Here is a 21,455-nt window from a genome sequence, read left to right as displayed (position 1 = left end):
AAGCGAGTGAGGAGTGGTGAGGGGATCGTGGACAGTGCCGTGACCTTCGGCAGGCTGGCGGAGGAGATAGCCAGGGAGGCCGGTGAGATGCTTCTGGCCAAGCGTCCACCCCGTCCCGAGGTGCTGGTCACCAAATCCAGCCCCACCGACGTGGTGACAGCCCTCGACCGGGCCTCGGAGGAACTGATCCGCAACAGGATCAGGGCGGTCAGGCCCGGCGACGCGATCCTCGGCGAGGAGGGCGGCTCCACCGGCGACGGCAGGGTCCGCTGGATCGTCGACCCGATCGACGGGACCGTCAACTTCCTGTACGGGCTGCCCGAGTGGGCGGTCAGCATCGCGGTCGAGGTGGACGGCGAGGTGATCGCGGGGGTGGTCAACGTCGTGCCCCGCGGAGAGGTGTTCACCGCCGTCAGGGGCGAGGGCGCGTGGCTGGCGGGGGAGCGACTGCGCTGCAACACCGGTGTGCCGCTGGAACGGGCACTGATCGCCACCGGATTCGGCTACGAGAGCGGGCGGCGCGAGGTGCAGGCGGAGGTGCTCCGTCACGTGGTGCCGCGGGTACGTGACATCCGCAGGGGTGGATCGGCGGCCTCGGACCTCTGCTCGGTGGCGGCGGGCCGGGTGGACGGCTACTACGAGCGCGGCCCGAACGTCTGGGACTACGGGGCCGGCGGCCTCATCGCCCAGGAGGCGGGGGCCAGGCTCGGTGGATTGGCCGGCAAGCCGGCCAATCCCGGCCTCGTCCTGTGCGCGGCGCCCGGCCTGTTCGAGGAACTGCACGACCTGCTGCTCCCGCTGGATCCGGAGCGCGACGCCTGAGGCCTCGACTCCGGACCCTCGCGGTACGGGCACGAAAGAGCCCCCCGGCCAAGATGGCCGGGGGGCTCCCTCCCATCAGCGCTGAATGGGAACGCCGTTGTCTGTGGCCAGACGCTGGAGATCCTCGATCTCGGCGGTGAAGGTGTCGGCGAGGTAGTCATCGCCGGAGGACCTGGCCTCCTGCAGATTCCTGTATGCCTGGTCGAGGCGGTGTTCGATTGTGGTGGTGAACTCGCCCATCTCACCTTCTTTCTCACGGGCGCATGGGGGCGGAAGGTACCGCGATAGAGACTGGAACCGGCTGTACCCACGGTGGCCCAGTAGCTAAACCTGTGTGTTTCCGACATCACACGGAGTGTCTACCCCTGGGAGGGCCTTACCGTGTGCTTACAGGGGATGGGGTGAGAATGAGGGGCTGTTCCAGCGGCTGCTCATGGAATGTGACGGGAGGTGCCATAAGCCGTGCGAGTGCTTGTGGTCGAGGACGAGCGGGTGCTCGCCGACGCGATCGCGACCGGGCTCCGGCGCGAGGCGATGGCCGTGGACGTGGCCTACGACGGCGCCGGCGCGCTGGAGCGGACGGGCTACATCGACTACGACGTCATCGTCCTGGACCGGGACCTGCCCAAGGTCCACGGTGACGAGGTCTGCCGCCGGCTGGTGGCCTCCCGTACCGCGTCGCGGATCCTCATGCTGACCGCCTCGGGTGACGTCGACGACAAGGTGGAGGGGCTGGGGCTGGGCGCCGACGACTACCTGGCCAAGCCCTTCGTGTTCATCGAGCTCGTCGCGCGGGTGCGGGCGCTCGGCCGCCGCTCCGCCCCGGCGCTGCCGCCGGTGCTGGAGCGGGCGGGGGTCCGCCTGGATCCGGGCAAGCGGCTGGTGACCAGGGACGGCGCGGAGATCGCGCTCACCAAGAAGGAGTTCGCGGTCCTGGAGGAGCTGATGCGTGCCGAGGGCGCGGTCGTCAGCCAGGAGGACCTGCTGGACAAGGCGTGGGACGAGAACATCGACCCGTTCACCAACGTGGTGCGCGTCACCATGATGACGCTGAGAAAGAAGCTGGGCGAGCCTCAGGTGATCGAGACGGTGCCAGGGGTCGGGTACAGGTTGTGAACGCTCCGGCAGGCGGGGGAGAGGAACGTCCGACGTTCGTCCCGGTGGACGAGGACCGGGGGTCCGTGCCGACCCACCCGATGATCAGCCCGCACTCCGAGCGGGGAGCCTGGAAGAGCGAGCAGCTCGCGTCGGGACCGCCGGAGAAGGAGGGGAAGCCGGGCGAGCAGCCCCCGCCGCCGACCGGCCCGCCCGCGTGGGACGGTCCGCCCCCGGCGGGCGCGGCGCCGACCGATCACACCCTGCTGAGCCGGCTGCAGGCGATCGTGGACCGGGTCAGCATCCGGTGGCGGCTGACCATCACCTACGCGACGCTGTTCTTCACCGCGGGTGCCCTGCTCATGGTCGTGATCTACCTGATGGTGGGCTGGGCGCTCAACGACGTGTGGCCGCAGTTCCCGCTCGACCTGAACGGGGTGATGCCCCCCGACCAGGCGCGCCGGTACGAGCAGCAGTGGTACTGGTACCAGCACGCCGCGATCGCCGGAGCGCAGAAGGAACTGCTGGCCCGCTCGCTGCTGGCCCTGCTGGGGGTCGGCATCCTGGCGGTCATCATCGGCTACATCGTCGCCGACCGGGCGCTCAAGCCGATCCAGCAGATGACCGCCACGGCCCGCAAGCTGTCGGGCTCCACGCTCGCCCACGAGCGGATCGACCTCAAGGGGCCCGACGACGAGCTGAAGGAACTGGCCGACACCTTCGACGAGATGCTCACCAGGCTCAATGTGGCCTTCGACACACAGCGAAGATTCGTGGCCAACGCCTCGCACGAGCTCCGCACCCCGCTGACGATCAACCGGACGGTCCTGGAGATCGCGCTGGGCGACCCGGAGGCGTCGGGCGATCTCAAGGCGCTGGGCCGCACCCTCCTGGAGGTCAACGCCCGCAACGAACGCCTGATCGAGGGACTGCTGCTGCTGGCGCGGAGCGAGCGCGAGCTGAGCGTGCGCAAGCCGGTGGACATGAAGGACGTGGCCGAGACGGCCGTCGACCAGCTCGCCACGCGGGCCGCGGAGGCCGGGGTCACCGTGATCACCGAGCTCCGCAGTGCCGAGACCGTCGGTGATCCGGTGCTCCTGGAGCGCTGCGTGGCCAACCTGGTGGAGAACGCCATCAAGCACAACCTCCCTGAGTCCGGACGCCTGTGGGTCAGGACGGGAATGGTGGAGGGGGCGCTGGTTGTTCAGGTGGCCAACACGGGGCCGCATGTCCCCGCGTACGAGGTGAACAGTCTTTTCGAGCCGTTCCGGCGGCTCAACGCCGACCGGGTCGACTCCGACAAGGGTGCGGGGCTCGGGCTTTCCATCGTCCGCGCGGTGGTGCGGGCTCATGGGGGCAACGTGACCGCCATCCCCAGGGACGGAGGAGGTCTGGTGGTCACCGTGCGACTTCAGGCGCGCTGATCCGGCGGGGGGCGTCTCGTTCACGCCGTACATGTGGTTGGATGTGCCGTCGAACACGGTGGTGCATGCCGCCGATGCTGTGGTTTACGCCATATTTGGCTAACCGTGGCCATTGGCAGTACGTCCCTCACGTGTAGGGAGGTTCAGTGACCATTCCGGCAGGGTACCGAAGCAGGAATCTCGTCGGCAGATCGGGCACAAGTCGTGCCTCTCGAACGTTACACACGCGCGAGTGAGCGCACACAGATAGATGAGGGGGATGGAGCAGACCGATGGCTACCGATTACGACAGCCCACGCAAGACCGACGACGACCTCAGTGAGGACAGTCTTCAGGAACTGCAGGCCCGCCGTACCGACAAGTCCTCGGGCAGCATCGACATCGACGAGACGGATCTCGCCGAGTCGCTCGAACTGCCGGGCGCGGACCTGTCAAACGAGGAGCTCTCGCTCCGGGTGATTCCTCGTCAGGCCGACGAGTTCACCTGCGCGCGCTGCTTCTTGGTGCACCACCGCAGTCAGCTCGCCGTTGAGAAGAACGGTCAGCAGATATGCCGGGAATGCGCGGCTTGACGATAATTCCGATGGCCTGTTCGGGGTGTGCTCTTCCAGCCATGGGATAGGGGCCCAGAACAGCCTTGAGGAGGTTCCGAGACATGACGTCAGAGAACAGGCGGACCGATGCGGCGCCGGACGACTCCACTGCCGAGGAGTCGGACGGCGCGCCTGATCGGGAAGTGGCTGAGATCGTCGGCCGGCTCGCGGAGCCGGGTGACATGGATGGGGCCGAGCGGCGAAAGCTGCTCGGCCGCCTCACGAAAGCACTGACCCGGAGGGCGCAGAAGGCCAAGGAGGCGGGGGCGGGCCGGGGCCGCTGGCTGACCGACGTGTTCATGGCCGTGGCGCCCCGCATTCCCATCCGGGACCTGCACACCCTCTCCGAGCACCATCACGGCCTCACCGCCGAGGCGCTGGCCGACGACCTGGTGCGCACCGCGGCCAAGGCCACCATGACGGTCGGAGCCATCGGCGGGGCCGTCGCCGCGGCCGAGTTCGCCGCCCCACCCCTTCTGCTCTCCGCCCCCGCCCAGCTCGTGGCCGAGACCCTCGTCGTCGCCGCGATCGAGGTCAAGCTCATCGCCGAGCTTCATGAGGTGTACGGGATGCAGGTGCCCGGCAACGGTTCCCAGCGGGCCATGGCCTTCGCGGCGGCCTGGTCCAGACAGCGCGGTGTCGACCCCATGTCCCCGGGAACGATGACCGTCGCGCTCGGCACCGCGACCAGGACCGCCCTGCGCAACAGGCTGATGCGCACTCTCGGGCGCCACCTCACCACCTTGGGTCCCTTCCTCACCGGCGCCGTGGCGGGAGGGGTCCTCAACCGCGCCGCCACGAAGAAGCTCGGCGAGCTGGTACGGAGTGATCTGAGGGTTCATCGTGCCCTTCCACCTGGAAAGCCATAGAAACTCCTCAAACGGGTAGTTAATTCAGTAAGCCCCCGACTACCTGGAGGAATTTGTGCCGGGCCGCAGTACGTTTGTGATCGTCGCCAATCGTCTCCCCGTCGACCGGGTGGGGGAGGATATGTGGCGGCGCAGCCCCGGCGGCCTCGTCACCGCGATCGCCCCGGTCCTGCAGCGCAGGGAAGGGGCCTGGATCGGCTGGCACGGGGCCCCCGGCGAACAGCTCGAACCCTTCGAGCACGACGGCATGCAGCTCGTCCCCGTCCCGCTGTCCGAGCACGAGGTCGAGCTCTACTACGAGGGTTTCTCCAACGCCACACTCTGGCCCCTTTACCACGACGTGGTCGCCACCCCCATCTACTCGCGTGTCACCTGGGACTCCTATCGCGCGGTCAACGAGCGCTTCGCCCAGGCCGCCGCCGAGGAGGCCGCGGAGAACGCGGTCGTGTGGATCCAGGACTACCAGCTCCAGCTGGTCCCGGCCATGCTGCGCAAGCTCCGCCCCGACCTGCGCATCGGTTTCTTCCTGCACATCCCCTTCCCGCCGATAGAGCTGTTCGTCCAGCTCCCATGGCGGCGCGAGATCCTGGAGGGACTGCTCGGCGCGGACATGGTCGGCTTCCAGCGTCCTGGTGGCGCGTCCAACTTCATCCGGCTCTGCCGCCACCTGCTCGGCCTCCAGCACCACAAGCACGAGATCTACGTGGACGGCCGGGTGGTGCGCGCCGGGGCCTTCCCCATCTCCGTCGACTTCGGCGAGCTCGACTCGCTGGTCCGCGAGCCGCACATCATCTCCAGGGCCAGGGAGATCCGCAGGGAGCTGGGCGACCCCGAGTGCATACTGCTCGGCGTCGACAGGCTCGACTACACCAAGGGCATCGGCCAGCGCCTGAAGGCGTTCGGGGAACTGCTCGCGGAGAAAACGATCAAACCGGGCGAGGCGGCGTTCGTGCAGATCGCCACGCCGAGCCGGGAGCGGGTCGAGGAGTACATGCGGCTGCGCGACTCGATCGAGCTCCAGGTCGGGCGGATCAACGGCGAGCAGGGAGAGCTCGGGCAGCAGCCCGTGCAGTACCTGCACCAGTCGTACGGCCGCGACGAGCTCGCCGCGCTCTATCTAGCGGCGGATGTGATGATGGTCACACCGTTGCGTGACGGGATGAACCTGGTCGCCAAGGAGTACGTCGCCTGCCGCAACGACCTGCGCGGCGCGCTGGTGCTCAGCGAGTTCGCCGGGGCGGCCGACGAGCTGCGTCAGGCGTTCATGGTCAATCCCTACGATGTCGACGGCCTCAAGCGGATCATGCTGACCGCGATGCGGGCGACCCCGCACGACCTGTCGCGCCGGATGCGCTCACTGCGCCGGAGGGTGTCCACCTATGACGTGGACCGCTGGGCGAGGGAGTTTCTCACCTCGCTCGAGTCGTCCTGACCCGTCGCCAGGCTCTTCAGCCGCCCCCGGCGGGTCCGGGGGCGGGTCCGCGGCGTTCGCCGGCCGTCAGCCGGTGGCGTCCTTGGCCGCCCCCTTCAGGGATTTCCACGCGTCGTAGCGCTTCTTGGCGCTGCGGGCGACCACGATCTGCGCCACCTGCATACCGACCCCCATCACCACGGCGTAGCCGATCGCCTCGCCGAGGCTGATGTCCGGCGACTCGCTGTCGGCGGGCGGCTTCTTACCGGTGCTCTTCTCCCAGGCGAACCCGATGACCTTCTTGGCGCTCCAGGCGGTGACGAGGCCGAGCAGGCCACCGATGGCTCGCCACGCCATGTCCTGCTTCTCGCTCTTGTCAGCCATGTGGTCCTCCCGTTTTCTGTCCGCATCAAGAACACTAGTCTCCCCGAGCGCCATATCGCGTGAAGCCATGGCGAGGCATGACAGAACGGTGACCGTGCCCATGCCGGGGCGGCCTGGAAGCCGTACGCTCCGGCCGCCAGGAGAGCGAGGAGACGGCGCGCACGCGAATCTGTCCTTTCCGTCGGGGGATCCTGCCGTACGGTCGAGGCAGGACAGGTGAGGGGAGGACAGGCATGCCGCCAGGATGTGGCAACTGCAGCTGCTACCTCGAGGACAGGGTGATCTCCCGCCCGCCGGGTGAGCGCTGAATCCAGCCGGGTGAGCGCCGGCCCCTGACCGGGCGGGCGCCGATCCCCGACAGCACGCCGGGTGGCCCGGCCGGGTGGCCGGGCCGCTCCTCCTCGTGTCAGAGCGACAACTCTCGCGCGTTTTCCTTCCCGGCGTGACAGTCTGGAAGGTGTGATATCAGATCGGGAGCGCCTGACGAACCTGGTACCTCGTACGTTGCTGCGTCTCGCGATGTGGAGCCTCTGCCTGATCATCATTGGCTGGGCCGTCTTCTACTTCGCCCAGTTCATCGCGACGTTGCGCATCGTGATGCTGCCGGTGGCCATCGCGCTCCTGCTGACCGCGCTGCTGTTCCCGGTCACCAGGCGGCTTCGCGCGATGGGCATGCGGCCCATCTACGCCACCTGGGTCACCATGATCATCGCGCTCGCCGTGCTCGGCGGCACCGGCTGGATCATCGGGGCGCGTGCCAACGAGGAGTTCCCCGGCCTCGTCGACCAGGTGCGCCAGACGGCCAAGGACGTCGAGAACTGGCTCTACACCGGGCCCCTGCATCTGCAGCCGACTCAGATCAGCAGCTGGGTCGACGAGATCGGCAAGCAGATGACCAACCAGCGCAACGAGATCACCCAGACGGTCCTCACCGGCGCCACGGTGGCGCTGGAGGTGCTGGCCTCCATCGTGTTGCTGCTGTTCGTGACCTTCTTCATGCTCAAGGACGGCGACCGGATCTGGTCGTGGTTCCTGAAGGGGTTCGGCGAGGTCGCGCCGCGCGTCGACAGGGCCGGGCGGACCGCCTGGGTGACGCTCTCGCACTACGTGCAGGGCACGGTCGCGGTGGCCGCCGTGCACGGCCTGGTCATGGGCATCGTGCTCGCCGGGATGGGGGTGCCGCTCTGGGCGGCGCTCGCGGTACTGATCTTCCTGGCCAGCTTCATCCCCATCGTCGGCATCTTCTTCGCCGGTGCCGTGGCCACCCTGGTCACCCTCGGAGCCAAGGGGCCGATCTACGCTCTGATCTTCATCGGCATCCTGATCGTGGAGCAGCAGCTGGAGAACCACGTGCTCCAGCCGCTGATCGTCGGCAGGGTGCTCCACTTCCACCCACTGGCGATCATCCTGGTGCTGGCCGTGGGCGGCATCCTGGCGGGTATCGCCGGGGCCGCGGTGGCGGTGCCGGTGGCCGCCGTGATCTACCGGGCGCTGCCCGAGCTCAGCAGTGACGAACCGCTCGCCCTGCCACCGGCCTCGCCGCATCCAGATCCCGGCGAGGCGGGCGGGGCGGGGCCCAAGGCGGGCGGGACGGGGCCTGCGGCGGAGGCGGGAAAGCCGGTGGATGAGGAATCACCGCAGCCCAGGGAGTAACGTTCTGCCCCGTGACTCGTTCCACCTTGACCACCCCTCCGCCAGATGCCGTCCTTCCACGGCCGCTCCCCGGTGGGCCCGCCCCCGGCGCCGCCCTCGGTTCCCACTACAGCCGCTGTTTCGGCTGCGGTGAGGACCACCCGACCGGCCTGCGGCTGACCGCCGTCACCCCCGACGGGATCACGGTGATCGCCACGTTCACCGTGGGAACGGCACACCAGGGTGCGCCGGGCCTGGCGCACGGCGGCGTGCTCGCCACGGCGATGGACGAGGTCATCGGCATGCTGGTCTGGCTCTTCCAGCGTCCCTACGTCACCGCGAGGCTGGAGACCGACTATCTCGCCCCGGTTCCGGTCGGTACGGTCCTGCATATGCGCGCCTGGTGCAACGGCATGTCGGGCAGGAAGGCGTACCTTGAGGCTGAGGGCCGTATCGGCTCCCCGGACGGCCCGGTCGCCGTGCGGGCCGCAGCGCTCTTCATCGAGGTGGGCATGGAGCACTTCGCCGAGCACGGTGACGCCCAGGCGATCATCGACGAGCATCACGAGTACGAGGTGAATCCGTGACCCACACCGTCGAGGTGCCGATCCGCCGGCTCGACGCCGACCTGCCGCCGCCGTCGTACGCCCACCCGGGCGACGCGGGCGCCGACCTGCATGCCGCCGAGGACGTCGAACTCCTCCCCGGGGAGCGGGCCGTGGTCGGCACCGGGCTGGCGATCGCCCTGCCTGATGGGTATGCCGCGTTCGTCCACCCGCGCTCGGGCCTGGCCGCCAAGTACGGTGTGACGCTCGTCAACGCGCCCGGCACCGTGGACGCGGGATACCGGGGCGAGATCAGAGTGACGCTGCTCAACACCGACACCAAGGACACCGTGCGGCTGCGCAGGGGGGACCGGATCGCGCAACTGGTGATCCAGAAGGTGGAGAGGGCGGCGTTCTTCGAGGTGGACCGGTTGTCCGGATCGGCGCGAGGCGCGGACGGGTTCGGGTCCACGGGCCGCTGACAGGGAGTGAGTCCGACGAGGTGAAGGAGGTGGTGGACGATGATCCGGAACCTGGGCGTACCTTCGGCCCCGGAGGCCACCCGCCGCCGTATCCGGCGGGGGATGAGTTACCAGCGAAACTTCAAGGAGCGTGAGGAAAATGTTCCGACGTCACCGTCGTGAGGAGTCCCCGGCCGCCAAGGCCGCAGTGGACGAGGCCCCGCAGGTCCCGGCGCGGGAGTCGGGCCCGTGGGACGCCGACGAGCCCTACCCCGAGCGGGAGCGGGTCGATCTCGGAGGCATGCGCCTGCCGGTCGGCCCCGGTTTCGAGGTCCAGCTCAACCTGGCCGGTGACCAGATCGTCGGTGCGGTGGTCCTGTTCAACGAGAGCGCTCTGCAGGTGCACGCCTTCGCTGCGCCCAAGCGGAGCGGGATCTGGGACGAGGTCAGGGCCGAGCTGGTCGAGGGGGTGAAGAGCGCCGGAGGCACCGCCGAGGAGCGGGAGGGCGCGTTCGGCGTCGAGCTGGCCGCCAGAATCCCCGCCGAGGGCGTCGAGCAGCCGGTCCGCTACATCGGGGTGGACGGGCCGCGCTGGTTCCTGCGTGCGGTGATCAGCGGGCGCGCCGCGCAGGACGCCGAGGTGGCCGAGACGCTGGAGGGTGTCGTCCGGGACATAGTCGTGGTACGCGGCGACGAGCCGATGGCCCCCAAGGAGGCGATCGAGCTCCGGCTGCCCCCCGAGGCCAGGCAGGCCGTGGAGCAGCAGGCCGCAGGGGGCGAGGGGCCCGACCTCAACCCGTTCGACCGGGGGCCGGAGATCGCGGAGATCCGCTGAGAGGCCGGATCGCGTACGCTGATTCGACTCGTACGTGAAGGAGAGGTCCGTGGGTTCTCAGGAACCGCATAAACAGAGCGGTCTGCGAGGCTTCTTTCGCCGACTGACCGCAGGCCAGGCCGAGCTGGAGGCCGACGAGCTTCAGCAGGACCTCGACCGCCAAGGCGCCACGCCCATCGTCTCGTGTGGCGGGCGCCGACGCTTCTGCGTGAGCGGTACTCTGCGGACGGTGACGCTGCGCCCTCGCGGGGGCGCTCCCGCGCTGGAGGCGGAGCTATACGACGGTTCCGATGTGATCGATCTGATCTGGCTGGGCCGCAGGAAGATCGCGGGCATCGAGCCTGGCCGTCTGGTGCTGGCCGAAGGGCTGGTCAGCATCCAGGATGGGCGAAAAGTCATGTTCAACCCCAGATACGAGCTGCGCCCGGCAGGCGGTGCGTGAGCGATCGATGACCACGGAACGGTGAGCGAGAAGATGACCACCACCGGCGAGACCGCCGCGCACGACACGGTCGAGGCCGCGATCCGCAGCCAGCTTGCCAAGGCGTTCGGCGGGGTGCGGGGCGTCATCGAGGCCGCCGTGCCCACCATCGCCTTCACCGGCATGTGGATCGCCACCTCCGACCTGAAGCGCTCCCTGATCGTCAGTATCTCGGCCGCGGTGCTGCTGCTCGTCGTGCGGCTGGTGCAGCGCTCGACGCCGCAGTTCGTGATCAACAGCCTGATCGGCATCGGTATCGGCGCGTTCTTCGCCTCCCGCACCGGCCAGGCGGAGGACGTCTTCCTGCCCGGCATCCTCTACAACGCCGGCTACTCCGTGGTGATGCTGCTGTCCATCGTCACCCGATGGCCGGTGGTGGGGTTCCTCATCGGGTCCGTCACCGGTGACCCGACCGCGTGGCGCGCGGATCCGGCCGTGGTGAGGCTGTGCACCAGGCTCACCTGGCTGCTGATGATCCCGTGCGTGGTCCGGGTGGCGGTGCAGCTCCCCGTCTACCTGATCGGCAGGGACGACGCGGTCGCCGAGCTGGGCATTCTCAAGATCGCGATGGGCTGGCCGCTCCAGGTCGCGGCGCTCGCCGCCATGGTGTGGCTCCTGGCCCGTGGCCGGACCCCGGTACGGCCCGCGGCCTCCTGAGCGGCAGGTCCGCCCCGCTCTGTCGTTCCCGGCCCCGCACGGACGCCGCTGACCGGTGATCGGGCTTCGGACCGGCATACCGGTCCGAAGCCTTTCCGCTCAGCGCGGCGCGCGGTGCGGGGACAGGAGTTCGGCCAGCTCCTCCTCGACCTCCTGGCTGGCCACGAACATCAGCTCGTCGCCGGCCTCCAGCGGGTCGTCTGCGGTGGGCACCAGCACCCGGCCCTCGCGCAGGATCGCGACCAGGGCGGTGTCGTTCGGCCACGGCACCGAGCCGGCACGGTGGCCGACGACCGGCGCGTCCTCGGGCAGGGTGAGCTCGACCAGGTTGGCCTGGCCCTGGCGGAAGGTCATCAGGCGCACCAGGTCGCCGACGCTGACCGCCTCCTCCACCAGCGCGCTCAGCAGGCGCGGGGTCGAGACGGCCACGTCGACGCCCCACGACTCGTTGAACAGCCACTCGTTCTTGGGGTGGTTGATCCTGGCTACCACGCGCGGCACGCCGTACTCCGTCTTGGCGAGCAGCGACACCACGAGGTTGACCTTGTCGTCGCCGCTGGCCGCGACGACCACGTGGCAGTCGGCCAGGCCCGCCTCGTCCAGCGAGGAGATCTCACAGGCGTCGGCGAGCAGCCACTCCGCCCGCGGCACGGTGTCGATCTTGATGGCCTTGGGGTCGATGTCGATGAGCAGGACCTCGTGGCCGTTCTCCAGGAGTTCGGCGGCGATCGACCGGCCGACCGCCCCCGCACCGGCGATGGTGACGCGCATCAGTGCCCCTCCTCCGGCGCTCCGGACAGCACCTTGTTGATACGGTCCATGTCCGCCTCGACCGCCATGACGTGCAGCACGTCCCCCTCCTGCACCACCGAGTCGTTCTTGGGCAGCAAGGTCTCACCGATCCGGTTGATGAACGCCAGGCGGGTTCCCGCGGCCTCCTCCAGCCTCCGTACCGGGGCGCCGATCCAGCCGGGATGGTAGGCCACCTCGATCAGCACCACGCGCCCGCTGGGGTCGCGCCAGAGCGGCTCGGCACCCTCGGGCAGGACGCGGCGCAGGATCTGGTCGGCGGTCCAGCGGACCGTGGCCACCGTGGGGATGCCCAGCCGCTGGTAGACCTCGGCGCGCCGGGAATCGTAGATCCTGGCCACGACGTTGTCCACGCCGAACGTCTCGCGGGCGACCCTGGCGGAGATGATGTTCGAGTTGTCGCCACTGCTCACCGCCACGTAGGCGCCCGCGGCCTCGATGCCGGCCTCTTCCAGGACATCCCGGTCGAAGCCGATCCCGGTGACCCTGCGACCCCGGAACCCGGCCCGCAGGCGGCGAAACGCCTGCGGGTCACGGTCAATGATCGCGACCGAGTGGCCGCTGTCCTCAAGAATGTGCGCCAGAGTCGAACCCACCCGGCCACACCCCATGATCACGATATGCATGCTCCCCCGCCGGTCGCTGTGAGGCGGATCTTGATTCCCAATGTATTCAGCCAGTATGGCGCCCCCAGGAGCGCCGCGTGAGTGCAGCCAGGTAATAGCGACTAGCATCAGCAGACGTGTCGAAGGTGACGGACCTTGTCAAACGCCTTTTCATCGGGCGTGCGCTACGCAGCACACAGTTACACGAGCAGCTGCTTCCCAAGCGCATCGCACTACCTGTTTTCGCGAGTGACGCGCTCTCCTCGGTGGCCTACGCCCCGCAGGAGATCCTCGTCATCCTCTCGCTGGCCGGAGTCTCCTTCTACAACTTCAGCCCCTGGGTCGCCGTCGCCGTCGTGGTGGTGATGCTCACCGTCGTCGCCTCGTACCGGCAGAACGTGCACGCCTACCCCAGCGGGGGCGGCGACTACGAGGTCGCCACGGTCAACCTCGGCCCGAACGCCGGTCTGACCGTCGCCAGCGCCCTGATGGTCGACTACGTGCTGACCGTCGCGGTGTCGGTCGCCAACGGCGTCGACTACGTGGGGGCCACCATCCCCTACGTCGCCGAGCACAAGCCGCTGGTCGCGATCGCCATCGTCGTCCTGCTGACCCTGGTGAACCTGCGTGGTATCCGGGAGTCCGGCGCGGCCTTCGCGATCCCCACCTACGCCTTCATGTTCGCCGTCCTCGGCCTGATCGTGTGGGGAAGCTTCCGGGTGCTCGTCCTCGGTGACGAGCTGCACGCGCCCACCGCCGAGTACGAGATCGTCGCCGAGCAGTCCAACCTGACCTCCTTCGCGGCGGCCTTCCTGATCCTGCGCGCGTTCTCCACCGGCTGCGCCGCGCTCACCGGTGTCGAGGCGATCAGTAACGGCGTGCCCGCCTTCCGCAAGCCCAAGAGCAAGAACGCCGCGACCACGCTGCTGATGATGGGCCTGGTCGCGGTGACGATGTTCGTCGGCATCATCTCTCTCGGCCTGGCCTCGGGGGTCAAGGTCGCCGACCCCGCGGTCGCCTTCCGCGACGTGCTCATCGACGGGCGGCCCGCCGGGCCCGGCTACTACCAGCAGCCGATCATCTCCCAGGTCGCCGACGCGGTCTTCGGAAACGGCTCGCTGCCCTTCTTCGTCATCTCGGCCGTCACCGCGCTGATCCTGTTCCTCGCCGCCAACACCGCCTTCAACGGCTTTCCCGTGCTCGGCTCGATCCTGGCCCAGGACCGCTACCTGCCCCGCCAACTGCACACCCGGGGCGACCGGCTCGCCTTCTCCAACGGCATCGTGATCCTCGCGGCCGGGGCCTGCCTGCTGCTGTGGGGCTTCGAGGCCGACGTCAGCCGCCTGCTCAACCTCTACATCGTGGGCGTCTTCGTGTCGTTCACGCTGAGTCAGATCGGCATGGTCCGGCACTGGAGCCGGCACCTGAGAACCGAGACCGATCCGAAGGTCCGCCACCAGATGTACCGCTCGCGGACCATCAACTTCTTCGGCGGCGTCATGACCGGTGTGGTGCTGGTGGTCGTGCTGCTCACCAAGTTCACCCACGGGGCGTGGATCGTCTGCGTGGCCATGCCGGTGCTGTTCCTGATGATGAAGGGCATCCACCGCCATTACGAGAACGTGGCCCGCGAACTCGCCGCCGACGACTCGGTGGTGGACGAGTCGATACTGCCCGCGCGCAACCACGCCATCGTCCTGGTCTCCAAGATCCACAAGCCGACCCTGCGTGCTCTCGCCTACGCCCGCGCCACCCGTCCCTCCAAGCTTGAGGCGATCACCGTGGGCGTGGAGGGCGCGGAGGCCAGAGAGCTGCAGGAGGAGTGGGAGCGGCGCGGCATCCCGGTGCCGCTGAAGACGCTCGACTCGCCCTACCGCGAGATCACCCGGCCGATCCTGGAGTACGTCAAGTCGCTGCGCCGCCGTTCTCCCCGCGACGTGGTGAGCGTCTACATCCCCGAGTACGTCGTCGGCCACTGGTGGGAGCACATTCTGCACAACCAGAGCGCGCTGCGGCTGAAGGGCCGCCTGCTGTTCCAGCCCGGCGTGATGGTCATCAGCGTGCCCTGGCAGCTTCATTCCTCCGACCGGCTCAAGGGCCGCCCCGAGCCTCTCGCGCCGGGCGCCGTCCGCCGTCCCCGCCGGGAGGCGGCCCGGGACGAGGACGTCAAGGCATAACCTTTCGTATGCGCTCCTGACCGCAAGGAGGCTCGACCGACGACGAATTCTCTGGGGGCGACGGCCATGATGATCGAACTGACGGTGGGACCGGTTGCGCACGGTGGCTGGTGTGTCGCGCGCCATGACGGCCGGGTCGTCTTCGTGCGGCACGCGCTGCCCGGCGAGCGCGTCACGGCTGAGATCACCGAGGAGACCTCCCGGTTCCTGCGGGCCGACGCCGTCGAGATCCTGGAGCCCTCCGCCGACCGGGTGAGCCCGCCCTGCCCGTTCGCGGGCCCCGGCCGCTGCGGCGGCTGCGACTGGCAGCACGCTTCCCTGGAGGCCCAGCGCCGCCTGAAGGCCGACGTGGTGGCCGAGCAGCTCAAGCGTCTGGGCGGAATCGACTGGAAGGGCGTCGTCGAGGAGGTCCCAGGCGCCCCCGACGGTCTCGGCTGGCGTACCCGCGTCCAGTTCGCCGTCGACCGTGAGGGCGGGCTGGGCCTGCGCCGCCACCGCTCCCACGACATCGAGCCGGTGGACGCCTGCCTGATCGCCCACCCCGAGGTCGAGAACGTCGGCGTCGAGGTGATGAACTGGCGCAACGCCTCCTCGGTCGAGGTCATCGCCTCCTCCACCGGTGACCAGGCGGTCGTGATCGCCCCCAAGCCCCGGCGCACGGTGGCCGTACCCGACCTCGACACGAGCGTGGCCGTCTTCGTCGACGAGGGCAAGGGCCGCAGCCGGGTCGTCCACGGCCGCAACCATCTCGTCGAGCGCGTCGGCGAGCGCGACTTCCAGGTCACCGGCAGCGGTTTCTGGCAGGTCCACCCCGGCGCCGCCGCCACCCTGCTCGACGCGGTCCTGAAGTTCGCCGCGCCGCGGCCGGGCGAGTGGGCCCTCGACCTCTACTGCGGCGTCGGCCTGTTCGCCGCCGGGCTCGCCGAGGCGGTCGGCCCCGAGGGGGCCGTGTTCGGCGTCGAGTCCGAGTCCGTCGCCGTCCGCGACGCGGAGCGTAACCTCCGTGACCTCCCCCAGGCACGCTTCGCCAGGGGGCGGGTGGAGAGCGCCCTCGACCGCTTCGGCATCGAGCGCGCGGACCTGGTCGTCGTCGACCCGCCCCGGGCGGGTCTGGGCCGCGACGTCGTCGACCGCGTGACCACTCTTGAGGCCACTCGGATCGTGTACGTCTCCTGCGACCCGGCCACCCTGGCCCGTGACCTCGCCTGGTTCGCCGAGGGCGGCTACCGCCTCGCCGACCTGCGCGCCTTCGACGCCTTCCCGATGACCCACCACGTGGAGTGCGTCGCACTGCTGGTCAAAGGGTCGATCTAGGCTCTGACCTGCTGTTATGCAACACGTCATGTTTCAGCGTGCGTCAGCGTGAGTCACCGTTTTCCAAGATCTTTGCGCATGAGATGCGCACGATCTTGGAACTCACGGCCCGTCACATTACGTAGACAAGAGACCCGACCGATACAGACCAAGGGGTAGACCGCAATAGCGGCACCCCGTAGGGTCCCGGTACGGCCGCGCAGGGGAGTCGCCCTCGCCTCGCGGCCGGGCAGAGGCCCCCGCTCCACCGCGGGGGCCTCTCGCTATTCCAGCCGGATCTCCGCCGCATCCCCAGGAAGCACCTCAACGCCTCCGTCTGGCCGTTCGGCCACCAGGACCCAGACGCCCTCTTTGAGGCCCAGCTCCGCCCTCTCGGCGTCCGTAGGGGGCCGCGTGAAGATGCGCGTCCCCCGCTCCATCGCCACCACCGTCGCCTCCACCGCGCGCACGAACGTCCCCCGGCCGGCAACCGTGCGCACCAGGCCGAGATCGGCGAGGTAGCCGATCGCCCGCCGCACGGTATCGCGGGCCACCCCGTACTCCTGCTGAAGGTGGACCTCGGAGGGCAGCGGACGCCGCGGCCGGAAGCGACCGGCCTGGATGTCCTCTCGGATGGAGTCGGCGACCTGGCGGAAGACGGGCGTCTCCGAGTGGTGATCTATCTCGCGCACGGTCGAACCGTATGGTGATCAAGGTCTGCCCCTACGCCTGCCTACAGGTTCACGGTGTGACACAGACAGGTGTGTGGACAGGTGGCCGATGTAGGCCAGTTCGTGGTGTCCTGAGCAACCCCTGTGAGGCGGGTGGCGTCTACTCTCCGCCCTCAAACTCTCACCAGGAGTCACTATGCGGAGAGTCGTACCCATCGCCCTGATCGCTGCCCTCATATCCGGATGTGGCGGCTCGGAGGCCGCTACCCCGTCGGCCGCCCCCGCCGTCCCTCTGGAGCAGCCGAGCCCGACGCCCACGCCCACCCCGACCCCAAGCGGTCCGAGCAAGCTCGGCAGCACCCAGGAGACCCGGCGAGACGACTCCCTCGCCACTGCCGCCCTCCTGCGGGTTCGTCAGCCCCTGCGCGCCGTGGTGCCCGGCCTGCCCGAGCGTGCCGGCTACGAGTACATCGGGCTGGAGGTGAAGGTCTGCGTCGTCGAGAACTCCGGGGAGCAGATCACGGTGTCGTGGGCGCCGTGGTCGATCGAGTTCACCGACGACACCTCGGCGACCCCGCTGAGCGCCTGGGGGGATCAGTGGTGGTCGGTGCCGCTGTACCCGCAGGATCGGGCCGTGCGGGTGGGGGCGTGCGCGCGGGGGTGGGTGCCCTTCGAGGTGCCGAAGGGAAGCCGGCCGAAGACGGTGGTGTATCAGCCGGGCAGCGGCAACGCCCTGGAGTGGCGTGTGAAGTAGCCCCCAGATGTGCGAGAGCCCCGGCGCCGAGCGGGCCGGGGCTCTCGCGCGTTTGGGCTACTGGTCGGCTCGCTCGGTGACGAACGATCCCATGGCCGGCGTCGTGATGATCAGCCCGTCCTCGCGGAGCTGTGCGGTGACCTTACGGATCGTGACCCGGGCGACCTCGAACTCGGCCTCCAGCTTCACCTCGGAGATGAGCGCCTTCGGCGGCAGCTCGCCCGTCTCGATGCGCGCCCGGACGACGTCGTAGATCTGCCGCCACTTCGGCTGGGTCGGGTCGTAGTCGATCACGAGGATGACGGTATGTAGGACCTGAGCTGTCCTCATAGAAGCCCGTACCAGCTCATAGCTATAGACAGGCATAGTTAAGGCAACGTACGGTCGGCCCGTGGCTTACTCCTCAGAGTCGACCCCTCACTCCGAGTACGACCGCATGGTCATCGCCGCCCGGAAGGTGCTGGGCCGCGGCAGCATCGCCGCCTTCGAGCTGTCGCCGGCCGCGCTCCAGCTCGCCGAGGAGATGGGCATCGACTCGGCCGTGATCCGCACTCACTTCCTGCTGGTGGTCTACAACGAGACGCTCCGCAGGTGCTGACTTCGCCGGACATGCGCGCGCCCGGCGTTACCCGGGGTCCGGTCGGAGCGGCGGTCTCCTCCTACGGAGGGGGGAGCGGGGCCGCCGAAACGAAGAGCCCCCGTCGTGCGGCGGGGGCTCTTCTCGTGTGTCAGGAGCCGTCGGGAAGATGACTGCCGTGCACGGTGAAGCGCTCAACCACCGACGGGCCCGTCAGGAATCCCGCCGCGCCAATGCGGGCGACCGTCTCCCGGTAGCTCGGTGACTCCTCGAGAGCATCCGCCGCCGCGTCGTCCTCCCATAGGGTCGTCACCGCACACGCGCTGCCGTTGCGCCCGAAGAGCAGACCGAGGAAGCCACGCTGCGTCCGGAACATCGGCAGCGACTCCACGGCCGCGAAGCGTTCGTATTCCGCCGCCCGAGCCTCGTCAACCTGTGTCCGCCAGATTCGCATGATCATGGTTCCGAGGATCTCACTTCAGGTGGCGTTCGGTCATCGCGGCGGCCAGGGCGTCGAGCGCGTCAACGGGGAACCCGCCGAGCTGGCCGAGCGCCCGCCCTGGTGAGTAGGGCGGGGGCCTCCGTCATGCTGGCCGATATGCCTTCAGGCCCCAGCCTGCGGGATGGCCTGACGGTACGCCAGTTCGTACATATGCGCCCCCTTCACCAGAACGGACACCTCCACCGGTCGAGCCGCGGCGGAGTAGACGACCCGGAATTGGCGGATCACCGGGATGCCTGGCGGAAGCTCCAGCAGCTCGGCCTCCTGTGGCGTTGCCAGCCGGGCCGACAGTCGGTCGGTGAACTCGTGCTCGGCGTGGCCCAGCTCGCTGAGCACTGCTGGAGCGCCTCCCCGGATCTTCCCGCGCCCCGTCAACGCGGTGCCAACGGCGAGGCTCGCCGGGTAGTACGACCACGACAGCTCCAGCGGCTCATCGCCGCGGAGCGTCATGCGGTGGCGCAGGACCGCACGCTTCTCGCCGAGGGCCTGGGCGACGTCGGCCGGGGCGTCGACCTCGGCGACGTCCAGCAGGCGGTAGGTGACTCCGCGGTCAGCCGGGTCGAAGTAGGCCGAGGCGTCCACGACGAAGGGGTGCCGGTCCCGCACGTAGACGCCGGCCCCGGTGCGGCTGGTCACGAACCCCTCGTCTTTGAGGATCTTCACGGCGTTCTGGATCGTGGCGGTGGCTGCGTCGTAGTGCTCGGCGAGCTGGCCGGTGGACGGTAGCTGTGTGCCCGGGGTCAGGAGGCCATCCATGATCTGTGCGCGCAGCTCGGCGGCGACCTTCTGGGAGGAGGGCCGGGTGTCTGGCCTCATGGCGGCTCCTTTGGCTGATCAACAGTGTGTGTCCTAGTCACCTTATCCAATAGGCGATAAGGCGCAAACCTGGATGTCTCGGACACATTCTTGCTACCTCATACATGAGGCAGTACAGTCAGGGGCAGGCAAGCCGCTCCCGGCTCCGCCTGGTCCTTACCCGTCTTGTGTCCGATTTGGAGGTGTTACGTGAGCGCCAAACGCACCGCCCGCCGGTCGCCGCTGATGAAGGTCGCCGAGGTGGCCGAACTGTGCGACGTCGACCCCGAGACGGTCCGGGTGTGGGTGCGGGAGGGCAAGCTCCAGGCCCGACGGAACCCCGGCGGGCGAGTGCTCGTCTTCGTCCGAACCGAAGTCGAGACCCTGCTGGGTCTGCTGAACGGCCCCGCCCAGAACGAGAACGAGCCCGCCCGGTGTGTCACCACCGGACAGGCCCTGTGATCCCACCCCTGCCTAGGAGAAGAACCGTGTCCCACACTCTCACACCTGCTCCCGGCCACGCGCCGTGGTGCACCGAGCACTACACCGGCACCCAGCCGGAGGACAGCTTCTGCCGCCGCCGCACCGAGCTGGCCGGCGTCTACCTGAGCACCACCGACGACGGCCCCATGGTCCTCGCCTACAGCGGGGACCGCGACGAGCTCACCCTCGCCGAGGCCGAGACCTACGCCCGCGCCCTGCTCGGCCTGGTCGACGCGGCCCGGACGGCGGTGGCCGCGTGAGCCCCGCGCAGATCACCCAGACCATCGCGACCCTCACCCAGGCCATGGCCTGCCCCGGCGCCACCGTCTCCACCAGTTCCTGCACCTGCCCGACGTGCAGGAAGGCGGGCAAGTGATGGAGAACTACGTCTTCGAGGGCCAGATGCGGGGCCTGCGCGATGGTCTCCAGGGGATCGCCGCCGGGATCAGCAAGGTGGCCGAGATGCGCGAGGACCTGACCGACGTCTCCAACGCCCTGGCCGACGTCCGCACGGAGGTGGCCGAGGTCGCGGCTGCGGTGCGAGAGCTGGCCGACGCGATCCGCACCCAGCAACCCCGCCGCTTCTGGCAGGGTCGCCGCGCCGCGACCGTGACCCCCGTCCCGGACCCAGGTGACTCCTGCCGGTGCGTCTGGCAGGGCGGCACCCGCGTGGAGACGTGCCCGGGGCACACCACCGACGCGTGGCTCTCCCGCCTGAACGCCCGACTGAACGAAGGCGGTGCGTGATGCCGCGCTTCACGTTCGACACGGCGCGCGGCTCCCGCGCCGTCCACGCCGCCGACGAGGCCACCGCCCGCGCCTACCTGGAGTCGCAGCTCCACCACCCCGACCCCAACGGCACCGGCGGCCAGCCCTACACCTCCACCCAACTCGCCAAGATCCAGCGCGAGCGGGACGCCCGCGCCGCCCTGCTCACCCTGCGGGAGGAGCAGTGACGCCCGCCGAGCGGCTCGCCGCCACCCTCACCGCCCTCAACCAGCTCGACTCCGCGATGGCGCGGCCCGAGCCCCGTCCCCGCCCCCGACAGGACGACCACGCCCGCACCAACCCGCCCAGGAGAACGAAATGAGCACCTTCCTCGGCCAAGTCCTCACCCTCGCGGACCTGCGCGCCGCGGTCGCCAAACTCGCCGACCTGCCCGACGACACGCGGGTCCTGCGCGCCGAGGACGACGGCAACGACCCGGACAGCTACGTCCACATCGGCGACCTGCAGATCACGCACTGGGACGGCGAAGTCCAGTGCCAGGAAGGCGACGAGGACGCGAAGAAGGCGCTGTTCGTCTGGTGACACCCGAACGGCCAGCCCGACCAGCAGACCCCTGGGTGCGAGTCCCAGGCGGGCACGCGGAGCACCCGCTCCAGCACCGAACTGAAGGAGAACCACATGACTAACGACCAGCCGCAGGGCCACGTCGTCCAGTGCGGCAGCTGCAAGGGCGACGGCCGTGACCCCGTCCTCCCCCTGAGCCAGAAATGCGACACATGCCGCGGCGTCGGCAGCGTGCTCCTCAAGTAGCCCCCCAGTCCGGCCAGCAGGCACACCGGGTGCGAGCCCC

Annotated in this window: 31 protein-coding genes; 23 read left to right on the top strand and 8 right to left on the bottom strand. The window is 69.2% G+C overall.

Features of this window, described 5'->3' with window-relative positions:
- Positions 1-27 precede the first annotated feature (27 nt).
- On the top strand, positions 28-822 hold the full coding sequence (locus ACWD3H_RS06925; protein WP_355560835.1) for an inositol monophosphatase family protein: 795 nt from the start codon (positions 28-30) through the stop codon (positions 820-822).
- Between the two features lie 75 nt (positions 823-897).
- Here the strand turns inward: ACWD3H_RS06925 and ACWD3H_RS06920 are convergent, their stop codons facing one another.
- Positions 898-1,062 carry a hypothetical protein gene (locus tag ACWD3H_RS06920; protein WP_169750159.1) on the bottom strand — a complete coding sequence of 55 codons (165 nt, stop codon included), beginning with the start codon at positions 1,060-1,062 and terminating at the stop codon, positions 898-900.
- 222 nt (positions 1,063-1,284) lie between these two features.
- On the opposite strand from ACWD3H_RS06920, the gene ACWD3H_RS06915 reads away from it, so the two are divergent.
- The 5 genes from ACWD3H_RS06915 to ACWD3H_RS06895 all read left to right on the top strand — a co-directional run bounded on the left by ACWD3H_RS06915 (position 1,285) and on the right by ACWD3H_RS06895 (position 6,235).
- On the top strand, positions 1,285-1,938 hold the full coding sequence (locus ACWD3H_RS06915; RefSeq protein WP_350917449.1) for a response regulator transcription factor: 654 nt from the start codon (positions 1,285-1,287) through the stop codon (positions 1,936-1,938).
- Positions 1,939-2,018: 80 nt separating this feature from the next.
- On the top strand, positions 2,019-3,341 hold the full coding sequence (locus tag ACWD3H_RS06910; RefSeq protein WP_355560883.1) for a sensor histidine kinase: 1,323 nt from the start codon (positions 2,019-2,021) through the stop codon (positions 3,339-3,341).
- Positions 3,342-3,613: 272 nt separating this feature from the next.
- Complete coding sequence (locus tag ACWD3H_RS06905) at positions 3,614-3,913, top strand: DUF4193 domain-containing protein (protein WP_030914836.1); 300 nt, start codon at positions 3,614-3,616, stop codon at positions 3,911-3,913.
- An 83-nt stretch (positions 3,914-3,996) separates the two neighbouring features.
- Complete coding sequence (locus ACWD3H_RS06900) at positions 3,997-4,803, top strand: hypothetical protein (RefSeq protein ID WP_451954334.1); 807 nt, start codon at positions 3,997-3,999, stop codon at positions 4,801-4,803.
- Positions 4,804-4,858: 55 nt separating this feature from the next.
- Positions 4,859-6,235 carry an alpha,alpha-trehalose-phosphate synthase (UDP-forming) gene (locus tag ACWD3H_RS06895; protein ID WP_355560826.1) on the top strand — a complete coding sequence of 459 codons (1,377 nt, stop codon included), beginning with the start codon at positions 4,859-4,861 and terminating at the stop codon, positions 6,233-6,235.
- Positions 6,236-6,301: 66 nt separating this feature from the next.
- Here the strand turns inward: ACWD3H_RS06895 and ACWD3H_RS06890 are convergent, their stop codons facing one another.
- Positions 6,302-6,598 (bottom strand): DUF4235 domain-containing protein, encoded by a 297-nt coding sequence (locus ACWD3H_RS06890; RefSeq protein ID WP_350917439.1) that lies wholly within the window; start codon positions 6,596-6,598, stop codon positions 6,302-6,304.
- Positions 6,599-7,102: 504 nt separating this feature from the next.
- Between ACWD3H_RS06890 and ACWD3H_RS06885 the strand changes: the two genes are divergently transcribed.
- The 6 genes from ACWD3H_RS06885 to ACWD3H_RS06860 all read left to right on the top strand — a co-directional run bounded on the left by ACWD3H_RS06885 (position 7,103) and on the right by ACWD3H_RS06860 (position 11,209).
- A complete protein-coding gene (locus ACWD3H_RS06885) occupies positions 7,103-8,251 on the top strand; it encodes an AI-2E family transporter (RefSeq protein ID WP_451954333.1) in 1,149 nt (382 codons plus the stop codon).
- Positions 8,252-8,262: 11 nt separating this feature from the next.
- On the top strand, positions 8,263-8,817 hold the full coding sequence (locus ACWD3H_RS06880; RefSeq protein ID WP_350917433.1) for a PaaI family thioesterase: 555 nt from the start codon (positions 8,263-8,265) through the stop codon (positions 8,815-8,817).
- On the top strand, positions 8,814-9,257 hold the full coding sequence (dut, locus tag ACWD3H_RS06875; protein WP_451954332.1) for a dUTP diphosphatase: 444 nt from the start codon (positions 8,814-8,816) through the stop codon (positions 9,255-9,257). Before ACWD3H_RS06880 ends, dut begins: the two co-directional genes overlap by 4 nt.
- A gap of 139 nt (positions 9,258-9,396) precedes the next feature.
- The gene (locus tag ACWD3H_RS06870) at positions 9,397-10,071 is read left to right on the top strand and encodes a DUF3710 domain-containing protein (RefSeq protein WP_355560815.1); all 675 of its coding nucleotides are present in this window, start codon (positions 9,397-9,399) and stop codon (positions 10,069-10,071) included.
- A gap of 49 nt (positions 10,072-10,120) precedes the next feature.
- Positions 10,121-10,513, top strand: a complete 393-nt coding sequence (locus ACWD3H_RS06865) for an OB-fold nucleic acid binding domain-containing protein (RefSeq protein WP_030914810.1) — start codon at positions 10,121-10,123, stop codon at positions 10,511-10,513.
- Positions 10,514-10,546: 33 nt separating this feature from the next.
- A complete protein-coding gene (locus ACWD3H_RS06860) occupies positions 10,547-11,209 on the top strand; it encodes a DUF3159 domain-containing protein (protein WP_355627433.1) in 663 nt (220 codons plus the stop codon).
- Positions 11,210-11,308: 99 nt separating this feature from the next.
- On the opposite strand, the gene ACWD3H_RS06855 is transcribed toward ACWD3H_RS06860, so the two are convergent.
- Both ACWD3H_RS06855 and ACWD3H_RS06850 read right to left on the bottom strand, forming a co-directional pair.
- Complete coding sequence (locus ACWD3H_RS06855) at positions 11,309-11,980, bottom strand: potassium channel family protein (protein WP_030914802.1); 672 nt, start codon at positions 11,978-11,980, stop codon at positions 11,309-11,311.
- The gene (locus ACWD3H_RS06850) at positions 11,980-12,645 is read right to left on the bottom strand and encodes a potassium channel family protein (protein WP_355557893.1); all 666 of its coding nucleotides are present in this window, start codon (positions 12,643-12,645) and stop codon (positions 11,980-11,982) included. Before ACWD3H_RS06850 ends, ACWD3H_RS06855 begins: the two co-directional genes overlap by 1 nt.
- Before the next feature lie 116 nt (positions 12,646-12,761).
- Here ACWD3H_RS06850 and ACWD3H_RS06845 point away from each other — a divergent pair, with 116 nt between their 5' ends.
- Positions 12,762-14,801: an APC family permease gene (locus ACWD3H_RS06845; protein WP_355557890.1), complete on the top strand. Its 2,040-nt coding sequence runs from the start codon at positions 12,762-12,764 to the stop codon at positions 14,799-14,801.
- Between the two features lie 66 nt (positions 14,802-14,867).
- Complete coding sequence (locus ACWD3H_RS06840; RefSeq protein ID WP_451954331.1) at positions 14,868-16,115, top strand: class I SAM-dependent RNA methyltransferase; 1,248 nt, start codon at positions 14,868-14,870, stop codon at positions 16,113-16,115.
- A gap of 263 nt (positions 16,116-16,378) precedes the next feature.
- Here the strand turns inward: ACWD3H_RS06840 and ACWD3H_RS06835 are convergent, their stop codons facing one another.
- Positions 16,379-16,786 carry a GntR family transcriptional regulator gene (locus tag ACWD3H_RS06835; RefSeq protein ID WP_451954330.1) on the bottom strand — a complete coding sequence of 136 codons (408 nt, stop codon included), beginning with the start codon at positions 16,784-16,786 and terminating at the stop codon, positions 16,379-16,381.
- Between the two features lie 175 nt (positions 16,787-16,961).
- Between ACWD3H_RS06835 and ACWD3H_RS06830 the strand changes: the two genes are divergently transcribed.
- Positions 16,962-17,519 (top strand): hypothetical protein, encoded by a 558-nt coding sequence (locus ACWD3H_RS06830; protein WP_451954329.1) that lies wholly within the window; start codon positions 16,962-16,964, stop codon positions 17,517-17,519.
- A gap of 57 nt (positions 17,520-17,576) precedes the next feature.
- Here ACWD3H_RS06830 and ACWD3H_RS06825 read toward each other — a convergent pair whose 3' ends face one another.
- On the bottom strand, positions 17,577-17,813 hold the full coding sequence (locus ACWD3H_RS06825) for a GntR family transcriptional regulator (RefSeq protein WP_350917408.1): 237 nt from the start codon (positions 17,811-17,813) through the stop codon (positions 17,577-17,579).
- 97 nt (positions 17,814-17,910) lie between these two features.
- On the opposite strand from ACWD3H_RS06825, the gene ACWD3H_RS06820 reads away from it, so the two are divergent.
- Entirely contained in the window at positions 17,911-18,117 is a 207-nt protein-coding gene (locus ACWD3H_RS06820) for a hypothetical protein (RefSeq protein WP_451954328.1), read from the top strand.
- A gap of 130 nt (positions 18,118-18,247) precedes the next feature.
- On the opposite strand, the gene ACWD3H_RS06815 is transcribed toward ACWD3H_RS06820, so the two are convergent.
- On the bottom strand, positions 18,248-18,556 hold the full coding sequence (locus tag ACWD3H_RS06815; RefSeq protein ID WP_451954327.1) for an antibiotic biosynthesis monooxygenase family protein: 309 nt from the start codon (positions 18,554-18,556) through the stop codon (positions 18,248-18,250).
- A 144-nt stretch (positions 18,557-18,700) separates the two neighbouring features.
- Entirely contained in the window at positions 18,701-19,414 is a 714-nt protein-coding gene (locus ACWD3H_RS06810) for a GntR family transcriptional regulator (RefSeq protein WP_451954326.1), read from the bottom strand.
- Between the two features lie 189 nt (positions 19,415-19,603).
- On the opposite strand from ACWD3H_RS06810, the gene ACWD3H_RS06805 reads away from it, so the two are divergent.
- The 7 genes from ACWD3H_RS06805 to ACWD3H_RS06775 all read left to right on the top strand — a co-directional run bounded on the left by ACWD3H_RS06805 (position 19,604) and on the right by ACWD3H_RS06775 (position 21,415).
- Complete coding sequence (locus ACWD3H_RS06805; protein WP_451954325.1) at positions 19,604-19,855, top strand: helix-turn-helix domain-containing protein; 252 nt, start codon at positions 19,604-19,606, stop codon at positions 19,853-19,855.
- Between the two features lie 26 nt (positions 19,856-19,881).
- Positions 19,882-20,136: a hypothetical protein gene (locus ACWD3H_RS06800; RefSeq protein ID WP_451954324.1), complete on the top strand. Its 255-nt coding sequence runs from the start codon at positions 19,882-19,884 to the stop codon at positions 20,134-20,136.
- Positions 20,137-20,251: 115 nt separating this feature from the next.
- The gene (locus ACWD3H_RS06795) at positions 20,252-20,623 is read left to right on the top strand and encodes a hypothetical protein (RefSeq protein ID WP_451954323.1); all 372 of its coding nucleotides are present in this window, start codon (positions 20,252-20,254) and stop codon (positions 20,621-20,623) included.
- Positions 20,623-20,832 (top strand): hypothetical protein, encoded by a 210-nt coding sequence (locus tag ACWD3H_RS06790; RefSeq protein WP_451954322.1) that lies wholly within the window; start codon positions 20,623-20,625, stop codon positions 20,830-20,832. Before ACWD3H_RS06795 ends, ACWD3H_RS06790 begins: the two co-directional genes overlap by 1 nt.
- On the top strand, positions 20,829-20,966 hold the full coding sequence (locus ACWD3H_RS06785; RefSeq protein WP_451954321.1) for a hypothetical protein: 138 nt from the start codon (positions 20,829-20,831) through the stop codon (positions 20,964-20,966). The genes ACWD3H_RS06790 and ACWD3H_RS06785 overlap by 4 nt, the downstream gene beginning before the upstream one ends.
- Positions 20,963-21,187: a hypothetical protein gene (locus ACWD3H_RS06780; RefSeq protein ID WP_451954320.1), complete on the top strand. Its 225-nt coding sequence runs from the start codon at positions 20,963-20,965 to the stop codon at positions 21,185-21,187. Before ACWD3H_RS06785 ends, ACWD3H_RS06780 begins: the two co-directional genes overlap by 4 nt.
- Positions 21,188-21,283: 96 nt before the next feature.
- The gene (locus ACWD3H_RS06775) at positions 21,284-21,415 is read left to right on the top strand and encodes a hypothetical protein (RefSeq protein ID WP_451954319.1); all 132 of its coding nucleotides are present in this window, start codon (positions 21,284-21,286) and stop codon (positions 21,413-21,415) included.
- The last annotated feature ends 40 nt before the right edge of the window (positions 21,416-21,455 follow it).

Source organism: Streptosporangium sp. NPDC002607 (assembly GCF_053592655.1).
Note: the sequence above shows the minus strand (reverse complement) of the source record. Positions and strands in the feature narration are given on the sequence as shown.